The following is an 8,699-nucleotide window of genomic DNA, read 5'->3' on the forward strand; positions in this document are numbered from 1 at the left end:
AATTACCCCACAGAGAATTAAGATTTTTCGCCAGGAATCATATTACTATGTAGGCAACAAACAAAAAAATAATTTCTTATTTTAGTCGATTTGTTTTAATTGCAACTTTTTTTGTAACCCGAGCAGCTCGTCTCTATGAGCAATTACAGTTATTTTACTAGAGTCATAGGGCTTATTATCCTGGTTGGATAATTTTAGTATCACTTTCTCTAGCTTTCCCGCTTTTTTCCAATAGAAAATTCCACTCATCGGAGATATTCCAATCATTCCGAAAAATAGCCACATCAATTTAGGAAACAGATAGGACATCACCAATGATAGACAAAGAATACCAATAGCACTTAATGTGCTTAGAAAGATAGCCAAAAACCAACTTGGCTTTACAAACCCTTCAAATATAACTTGATTTTGTTTACGGTCTACTGCTGCCACTCGGTAAGACCGTGTCTGAAAGTATTCTTGCAGTTGATTTATTAGAGTGTTTTCATCTTGTTTACCTATAAGTTCTAGGCTTTGCAAACGTTCTTTTGTAGAAGCACGAACGAAAAATAATAATCCAACTGCTAACAATAGAGAGAGTATTAGGGTAGATGGCAGGGTAATGATATTCATAACAGACTACTATTTTGTTAATGGAGGAGATCTATTCATAATCAATTATTTGCTAGTTTCCCCTCCTATTCATATACTGTTGCCACAAAGTAGATAAGTCCTCCGCTATTTTTTGCCATTCTGGGGAAATTTGATACATCCGTCTAGGGCGACCACGTCCTTCGAGCTTCTTCCAGTATCCAATAACAGCTCCCTCCTCTTCCAAAAACTTGATTGCGCTGTAAAGCACAGTATCAGAAAGGCGATAAGTAGGATATTCGGATTCTAGCTTTTGAATCAACTCAGTACCATAGGACTCCATATGTATCAAAATATATAATATATAGCAAGTTGCTAGCTCTTGACAGAGATAGGTTGGCGGAGGACTCTCAAAAAATTGATGTATATCCTCTAGTTTCATGGTTGCTGAATTGCTAAGATTATGCATTTGGGTTAAGCCTACAAACCATGTAGTAAGTATATAGTGCTACACCCTGATTAGTTAGTGAATAGTACTGCTTAAGCATAAATGCTAAGGCAAAAACATCTAAACAGTACTCCAAGCCAATGGGGCATAGAAGTCAAGCAGAGTCTTGTAGATGCAAAGAGCATATGCTCTCACTTGAGTTTAATGTAATTAAATGAGAAGCGTTTGGACAGTAACATTACTGCTGTCTTGGTGTCAAGTGATGCTAAGTTACTGAGAAATAAAAAAGTTGGAGAAACCTTTTAAGGGATGCGATGGAATAATATGAGAGATATGTTGGATAACACTTAATTCTTCCTGAAAAGATTAATATTCAATTTTGTAGAGCTACAGAATGACTAAATATTCAGTATATTTAAATTGGAAAGTGAAAATAGTAATACATATTAATTCAGTACTAGGCATAGAGAAAATAAAATTTTTATACTAGGCTTAGTAAATATACTTGTCAGTATCATCAATAAAGCTTCAAGAAATTTGGTAGAGTTGCTGATAATGGAGAGCACACCCAAATACAGGGTGTTCAGCAAATTGTATAAAACTGAGTAATTAACACTAGCAGGACTTGCAGGGTTAAAATAATTTAGTTCCGGTAACATAACACTAGCAATTACCTAATCACCTTAATTCATATCTATTCAAAAAAAGGCTACTCTGTATTAATGACTTCGAACAAAAATTCTAGGATTGATTACTACGAATATTTATATTTTACAATTGAATGGAAAGAAGAATTTCTTTAAAAATCAAATGCTGGCACTTACAACTATTTTTATACTAGCTTTTTAAAATACAATTATATTTAAGAAATAAGTTAAGTTTTAAGTTATTTATGTTAAGGAACTGCAATTTCGGTAATTAGTATGACAGACAAAACAGATAGCCAATCATACTCCAGATTAGCTATCGCTAGGATATTTAGTTTTGTTGGCTGGGTGAGTTTTTGGACACAACTATTACTAGGTGTAGTTGCTACAGGAATTTTTTTGGGTTTCAAGATTCAAAGGTCTGGTAATCAAATAGGTAATCCCGGATCAGGTTTTGGTGTATTTTTTGCGGCCCTGGGGTTATTAAGCCTAGCAGGAGGGGTTGTTGTAGCCTTCCGCTATACTAGAATTGGGAAGAAACTAGCATCTTCTAATTACTCTAACCATCCACGGAGAATAGAAACCCTAAATGTAATACGAATGGGATTTATGGTGAATTTAATTGGAATGCTATTAACCTTATTTGGAGCACAGGCAATTAGTGGCTCTCTATTATTAAAGGCACTGAGCGTTCCCCAAGGTGCAGTTGGATTCTCCCCGGAGCAATTGAGCAGATTAGTACAGCCAATTGATGTACTAGTCGTACAGGCAAATATCAACACGGTGACGGCTCATTTCTCTGGATTTGTAGGCTCACTATGGCTTTTTAATAGGATTCATAAATAGTAAGCAAGTTAGGGTTTTACTGAAATTAGTTTAAACAAGATAAAATCGTCTTTTCTTTGTATTCTAAATTCCATGACTTATTGTTAATTTTATGTCTCTTATTTTTAAATTGATACTCCTTTAAAAAACTATTTGACTTCCTCATTTTTCTCTAAAATTGTTATTGTTTAGATGTTAACAAAAACAAACATGCGCTTGGCAATTTATCATTATCATGATCAACATGTAATATAATGCTAATAATCAGTTCATCAAGATATTCTTGAGCATAATTCATTTGTAGAATGAAGGGCTAAGACCTAAATAGATACTAACATTTTTATTTTTTTAAGCTTCATAAGTTTCTCTAATATTGAGACTAAACTATTTGCTAAAAATATATGCCCTGTTATTATTTAGCCTATGGAGTAATTGAAAATATAAAATTTAGTAAATATCAGTGTACGACAGTCATATACTTGTTTTCTATTGAAAAATTCTGGACAACTAAAAAAACTATAAAAATCTGTGCTGGATATTAACCAAATCAAGGAAAACCCACGAGTCATTGAAAAACGCTTGAACAGCCGTGGTAGCAGCTACGATTTCAATCCCCTACTGGAGTTGAATCGACAGCAGAGAGAATTGGGAGAACAAAAGATTCAACTTCAAACACGCAGTAATGAAATTTCCAAAATTATACCAGAGCAAATTAAATCCGGTTGCGATCCTAACAGTTTAGAAATTATGGCCCTGCGCTCGGAGGGAAGTTCTATCAAGATCAAAATTGGGAATATAGAGATCCAAGAGAAGAATATTACCTCCCAGCTTATGAACACCATAATGACATTCCCAAATTTGCCTAGTGAGTCTACACCATTAGGAAAAAATGAAGATGAGAATGTAGAAGTACGGCGTTGGGGCGATGAGTATATTCCTGAAAACACTGCTTCTATCATGCCTCATTGGGAAATAGGTGAGAAATTAGGAATTTTAAATACAAAAAGGGCAGTTAAAATTTCCCAAAGTCGTTTTGTAGCACTGATTGGTGCGGGGGCTGCATTGGAAAGATCTCTGATTCAACTAATGCTTACGCACCAAATTGCTGCAGGTTATGTAGAAGTAATGCCCCCAGTACTAGTAAATACAATTTCTCTCACTGCTACAGGACAATTACCCAAGTTTGCTGAAGATAGCTTTAAATGTGCTGATGATGACTTGTGGTTGTCTCCAACTGCTGAGGTCCCTTTAACTAATTTGTATAGGGGGGAAATTCTCAGTGACGAAGATTTACCTATTTATCACTGTGCCTATACCCCTTGTTTTCGAAGGGAAGCTGGAAGCTACGGACGTGATATGAGAGGTCTTATTCGTCTCCATCAATTCAATAAAGTGGAAATGGTAAAACTCGTACATCCAAATGAATCCTTTGCTGAATTAGAGAAGATGGTAGGTAATGCGGAAACTATTTTGAAGATTTTAAATTTACCTTACCGGGTTGTTGAAATATGTACAGGGGATTTGGGATTTTCGTCAACAAAAACCTATGACTTAGAGGTTTGGTTGCCTTCTTCTGGGAAATACCGAGAAATTTCTAGTTGTTCCAACTGTTTGGATTTTCAATCTAGAAGAGGTAATATTCGTTTCAAGGAAAAGGGTAAGAAAGGTACCAAATTTGTCCATACTCTCAATGGTTCTGGTTTAGCCGTAGGTCGGACTATGGCCGCTATTCTGGAGAATTACCAAAACCTTGATGGGACAGTAAGGATTCCAGAGGTCTTACAGCCTTATTTAGGAAGAGATTTACTTTAGAAAAATGAAGGAAGGTAAAAGGGATTATAATTATTAGTTGGTATGGGTTGAATTCTAAATAATTGCGGTTTTTGGGTTTTTAATAGCTAAAATTCAGTTTCCAGAAAGATTTTTAAACCCCACACTATAACGAAAGTAGTTTTATATCAACCATCATTGGTGAGTTATATTAATTTGGAAAATACCTTTCTAAGATTCTGTCTTTAAAATAGAAATATCCTTATTTAGCCCAATCATTTCACATTAAATTCTTCTATGTCAGTTTTAGCAGCGATAACAGTCTTGGCTATTTTAATATTGGTGCACGAGTTAGGACACTTCCTCGCTGCTCGTTCTCAAGGTATTTATGTTAACCGTTTTTCTTTAGGTTTTGGTCCAACTCTATGGAAATATCAAGGTTCTCAAACAGAATATGCTGTTCGTGCTTTCCCTCTTGGGGGTTTTGTTGGTTTTCCCGATGATGATCCAGATAGTAAGATCTCACCAGATGACCCCAATCTTCTGCGCAATCGTCCTATTTTAGATCGAGCAGTGGTTGTTAGTGCTGGGGTAATAGCAAATTTAGTCTTTGCCTATTTAGTGCTAATAGTCCTGTTTGGAATTGTTGGTATTCCGGATTTACAATACGAGCCAGGTGTTGTTGTTCAACCGGATACAGAACAGTCTCTTGCCTATGAAGCAGGTATTAGGAAAGGAGACATTATTATTGCCATACAAGATAAAGAACTCAAAGCATCTAAAAATGCGGTTACACTACTAAAAACTGAAATAGAAAATCATCCAAATCAACCAGTTTATTTAAAAATTCAACGTCAACAAGAGAACTTATCTCTATATATCACCCCACAATTAAAAGATAGCAAGGGTCGTATTGGAATTAGGTTGATAGAAAATGCCACTCCAATTTATCACCGTCCCCGCAATATTCAGGAAGTTTTTGGTACTGCTGCTAATAAATTTCAGCAATTAGTGATGAGAACATTTCAGGGATTTGGACAACTAATTACTAATTTCCAAAATACTGCTGATAAATTGGCTGGCCCTGTAAAAATTGTAGAGGCAGGAGCAAAATTAGCTGCTACTGACAGTACTAACTTATTATTCTTTGCTGCTATTATTAGCATTAATCTGGCTGTGATTAATATTTTGCCTCTACCAGCTTTGGATGGTGGGCAATTAGCTTTTCTATTGATAGAAGGTTTGCGTGGTAAACCCCTACCCAATAGAGTTCAGGAGAATGTTATGCAAACTGGTTTAGTATTACTTCTAGGGTTAGGTATTTTCTTGATAGTGAAAGATACATCCCAGTTGGAGTGGGTGCAAAAATTATTCCAGTGATTAATAGTCGTAAGAATTTGGGTATAAAGCAAAGAGCATTAGAAATACTTGTGCGTCTTACGTGCTTGTATCCTGAAGCTACTTGCTCTCTAAAATACTCAAGTACTATCCAACTTTTGGTCGCAACTATTTTATCTGCTCAGTGTAGAGATGACGTGGTCAATAAAGTGACACAAGAACTCTTCCGGAGTTTTCCAGATGCAGCGAGTTTGGGTAATGCCGACGTAAAAGATTTAGAGATATTGGTACATTCCACCGGTTTCTATCGGAATAAGGCAAAAAATATTCAGGCAGCATGTAAAATGATCAATCAGGAGTTTGGTGGAGAGGTGCCCCAAACGATAGAACAGTTATTAAAACTGCCTGGCGTAGCACGAAAGACAGCCAATGTTGTCTTAGCACATGGCTATGGAATTAATATGGGAGTGACAGTAGATACTCACGTCGGACGTCTGAGTCAGCGCTTGGGTTTAACAGAATACAAAGATCCAATTAGGATTGAGCAGGATTTAATGAAGCTATTACCCCAGGTGGAGTGGGAAAATTGGTCAATTCGGCTTATTTATCATGGACGTGCTGTCTGCAAGGCCCGTTCTCCTGAATGTGAGATTTGTGAACTGGCTGATTTATGCCCTAGTAAAAAGTGAGAAGTGAGTTAAGAGGTACTAACCTAATAAGCAATTGCCTTCTGAGGAAATAAAAATATTTGGTCAACAGTATGAATAAGTATGGTTTTTATAGTACTACTCATCTCCCAGAAGAATCGAAAATTCACAATTGTTAGAAGTAGGGTTAGTAGCATAAGATAGGAAATGCTATTAAAATTTGGTTTGAGTGTTCATGGCAAAAAAGAGCATGATTGAGCGCAATAAAAAACGCGCTAGGATAGCAGATAAATATGCTACTAAAAGAAGAGCTTTGTTGGAAGAATTCAGACAGGCTGAGTCCCCCCTAGACAAACTAGATATTCACCGTAAAATCCAACAGCTACCACGCAACAGTGCTCCTAATCGTCACCATAATCGGTGTTGGGTTACAGGTCGTCCTAGAGGATACTATCGTGATTTTGGGCTGTCTAGGAATATTCTTAGGGAGTGGGCACATAAGGGTTTATTGCCCGGAGTTGTAAAGTCAAGCTGGTAAGCTTAACAAGCAAAGGTGATATTTAATGGTTAATGGGTAACCATTTGTCTAATATAAACATGCTCATAATCACCAGGCTTTTCATTGTCCGCAATACTTGTCAAAATCAAGACTTTTTACTAAGAGATCGCTAACGCTGTTAGCGATCTCAAATTCTCCATAGAAACTTTCAGAGAAATCAAATGACTTCATTTCTATGATAATGGCAATCATCAAACAACCAAGATCATTTTCCCCTTCCATTCTCTGCCTCATGAAAACCTGAGCAGTACGTTCGGCAATATCCCTATTAATTTCTTCTGTTATAAATTCTTCATTTAGCCATTTGTGTAAGGACTTTTGTAACCAATTTTTTTCCTTTTCTGGGTTGTTAGCTGGTGGCAGTATTATCGGGTTAATTGGTACATCCATTGTAAATTGTGTTTGAGACAAATATAGTTGTAGCAGTTATATAGTTGTCTTATTTTCTACTCTTTCTAGTATCAGTTATTTTCTTATTACTCCTAAATATTGTAAAATAAAAGGGGAAAGTGAAGAATAGGAACCTCTTCACATCATGATATCTATTTCTCCTGTAACTTTCCTCGCTCTTTCTTATGCAGTATGATGTCACCTCTATTATTCAAGGCTATGCCCAAGGTTATTTTCTAATGGCTGACAAGGATAATGTCTTAGGATGGTATAGTAGCCGTGGCCGAACTCTGATACCCTTAGATAAAAGGTTTCGCTATCCAAAGTCTCTGCAGCGAGTTTTAAATCAAAATCGATTTCAAGTGTCAGTTAATAAGAATTTTCGAGCAGTTATTGAAGGTTGTGCCAGCCGAGAAACTACGTGGATTTCCTCGGAATTACAAAATATTTATTACCTACTGTACCAAACTGGCTGGGCTCATAGTTTTGAAACTTGGCAAGATGACAAGTTAGCTGGGGGAATTTTAGGTATTGTTATTGGTGGTGCTTTTATTGGCGAGTCTATGTTTTATCAAATTCCAGAAGGCTCAAAAGTAGCAATGGTAAAGTTGGTAGAAAGGTTACGAGAAAAACAATTTCTTTTGTTTGATGCTCAAATGATGAATCCCCATTTGGAGAGATTTGGTGCTTATCGTATCAGTGAAGAAGAATATCGAAATTTACTTTGCAAAGCTTTAGAGACTATTTGTAATCTAAATCTTTAGAATATCCTTCAATAGAGTATAGTGGTGAGTTGCAACAGCATATATAACATACAAGCATCTACAACTTTAGAAGAATATTTTTAGATATTTGTTAAAATAACAATGTTAGTTAAAATAGTTAAATACTTATTATATTAACCAAACTAAGGTATTTAATAATTTTCTCCGTAATCTCCCCATAAATATTACTGGGAAAATATAAGCAGTCAACAATTTAGAGTTAGATTTTTTCAATAAAAATATCTTATAAAAGATATTTTTATTGATTCTTTTCTCCCAAAAAAACTTACTTACCATAAATATTTGAACGTTTTACTAACTAATACTATTTTCAGTAGAACTAAACTTTTTTTCTTTTGATTATTTATCTTTTACTCATACATGCAAACATTCCTGACCTTTACTATCTATATTAAAGGAGTCTTCTTAGATATACCTAGATTATCAAACACTCAATAAAATTGATTAATTAAAGAATGAGTATGTAAAATATACTTAAACATTTTCTAGATGAAGATTATCTGGCTATCAAATAATAATTATTATTTATATTTTTCAAAAAATAGATGAATAGAATAATATTCTACTTTGAGTTAAAACTCCAAAATTATACCGCGATAATCCTCAATACCGTGAAAAAATATATCAATAAATCCAAAAAATATTAACCTAATATCTTGCCCATTTAACTAAGTATATTAAAGGGAGTAATTTAATATATGTACATATTTGAGTTTGGCT

General features: G+C 35.1%; 9 protein-coding genes. 6 read left to right on the top strand and 3 right to left on the bottom strand.

Going from position 1 to position 8,699, the window contains the following annotated elements:
- Positions 1-81: 81 nt before the first annotated feature.
- Positions 82-612 (bottom strand): cofactor assembly of complex C subunit B, encoded by a 531-nt coding sequence (locus tag RINTHH_RS03590; protein ID WP_008233027.1) that lies wholly within the window; start codon positions 610-612, stop codon positions 82-84.
- 52 nt (positions 613-664) lie between these two features.
- Positions 665-1,012 carry a PadR family transcriptional regulator gene (locus tag RINTHH_RS03595; protein WP_044304545.1) on the bottom strand — a complete coding sequence of 116 codons (348 nt, stop codon included), beginning with the start codon at positions 1,010-1,012 and terminating at the stop codon, positions 665-667.
- A gap of 929 nt (positions 1,013-1,941) precedes the next feature.
- Between RINTHH_RS03595 and RINTHH_RS03600 the strand changes: the two genes are divergently transcribed.
- The 5 genes from RINTHH_RS03600 (at position 1,942) to rpsN (ending at position 6,783) form a co-directional block, all read left to right on the top strand.
- Positions 1,942-2,511: a DUF3611 family protein gene (locus tag RINTHH_RS03600; RefSeq protein WP_044304537.1), complete on the top strand. Its 570-nt coding sequence runs from the start codon at positions 1,942-1,944 to the stop codon at positions 2,509-2,511.
- A 507-nt stretch (positions 2,512-3,018) separates the two neighbouring features.
- Entirely contained in the window at positions 3,019-4,302 is a 1,284-nt protein-coding gene (gene serS / locus RINTHH_RS03605) for a serine--tRNA ligase (RefSeq protein ID WP_044304539.1), read from the top strand.
- A 255-nt stretch (positions 4,303-4,557) separates the two neighbouring features.
- A complete protein-coding gene (rseP, locus tag RINTHH_RS03610; RefSeq protein WP_044304540.1) occupies positions 4,558-5,640 on the top strand; it encodes an RIP metalloprotease RseP in 1,083 nt (360 codons plus the stop codon).
- The gene (gene nth, locus RINTHH_RS03615) at positions 5,616-6,287 is read left to right on the top strand and encodes an endonuclease III (protein WP_044304541.1); all 672 of its coding nucleotides are present in this window, start codon (positions 5,616-5,618) and stop codon (positions 6,285-6,287) included. Before rseP ends, nth begins: the two co-directional genes overlap by 25 nt.
- A gap of 193 nt (positions 6,288-6,480) precedes the next feature.
- Positions 6,481-6,783, top strand: a complete 303-nt coding sequence (gene rpsN, locus RINTHH_RS03620; protein WP_008233043.1) for a 30S ribosomal protein S14 — start codon at positions 6,481-6,483, stop codon at positions 6,781-6,783.
- Positions 6,784-6,864: 81 nt separating this feature from the next.
- Here the strand turns inward: rpsN and RINTHH_RS03625 are convergent, their stop codons facing one another.
- Entirely contained in the window at positions 6,865-7,194 is a 330-nt protein-coding gene (locus RINTHH_RS03625) for a hypothetical protein (protein WP_008233045.1), read from the bottom strand.
- A gap of 185 nt (positions 7,195-7,379) precedes the next feature.
- On the opposite strand from RINTHH_RS03625, the gene aat reads away from it, so the two are divergent.
- Positions 7,380-7,958 (top strand): leucyl/phenylalanyl-tRNA--protein transferase, encoded by a 579-nt coding sequence (aat, locus tag RINTHH_RS03630; protein WP_008233047.1) that lies wholly within the window; start codon positions 7,380-7,382, stop codon positions 7,956-7,958.
- Positions 7,959-8,699: the final 741 nt, after the last annotated feature.

The organism is Richelia intracellularis HH01, from assembly GCF_000350105.1.
Classification (GTDB): Bacteria; Cyanobacteriota; Cyanobacteriia; order Cyanobacteriales; family Nostocaceae; genus Richelia; species Richelia intracellularis.

Excerpts from the sequence above, each read along its gene's own strand:
- RINTHH_RS03590 (WP_008233027.1), bottom strand. The coding sequence starts at position 612 with ATGAATATCATTACCCTGCCATCTACCCTAATACTCTCTCTATTGTTA.
- RINTHH_RS03595 (WP_044304545.1), bottom strand. The coding sequence starts at position 1,012 with ATGAAACTAGAGGATATACATCAATTTTTTGAGAGTCCTCCGCCAACC.
- RINTHH_RS03600 (WP_044304537.1), top strand. The coding sequence starts at position 1,942 with ATGACAGACAAAACAGATAGCCAATCATACTCCAGATTAGCTATCGCT.
- rseP (WP_044304540.1), top strand. The coding sequence starts at position 4,558 with ATGTCAGTTTTAGCAGCGATAACAGTCTTGGCTATTTTAATATTGGTG.
- rpsN (WP_008233043.1), top strand. The coding sequence starts at position 6,481 with ATGGCAAAAAAGAGCATGATTGAGCGCAATAAAAAACGCGCTAGGATA.
- RINTHH_RS03625 (WP_008233045.1), bottom strand. The coding sequence starts at position 7,194 with ATGGATGTACCAATTAACCCGATAATACTGCCACCAGCTAACAACCCA.
- aat (WP_008233047.1), top strand. The coding sequence starts at position 7,380 with ATGCAGTATGATGTCACCTCTATTATTCAAGGCTATGCCCAAGGTTAT.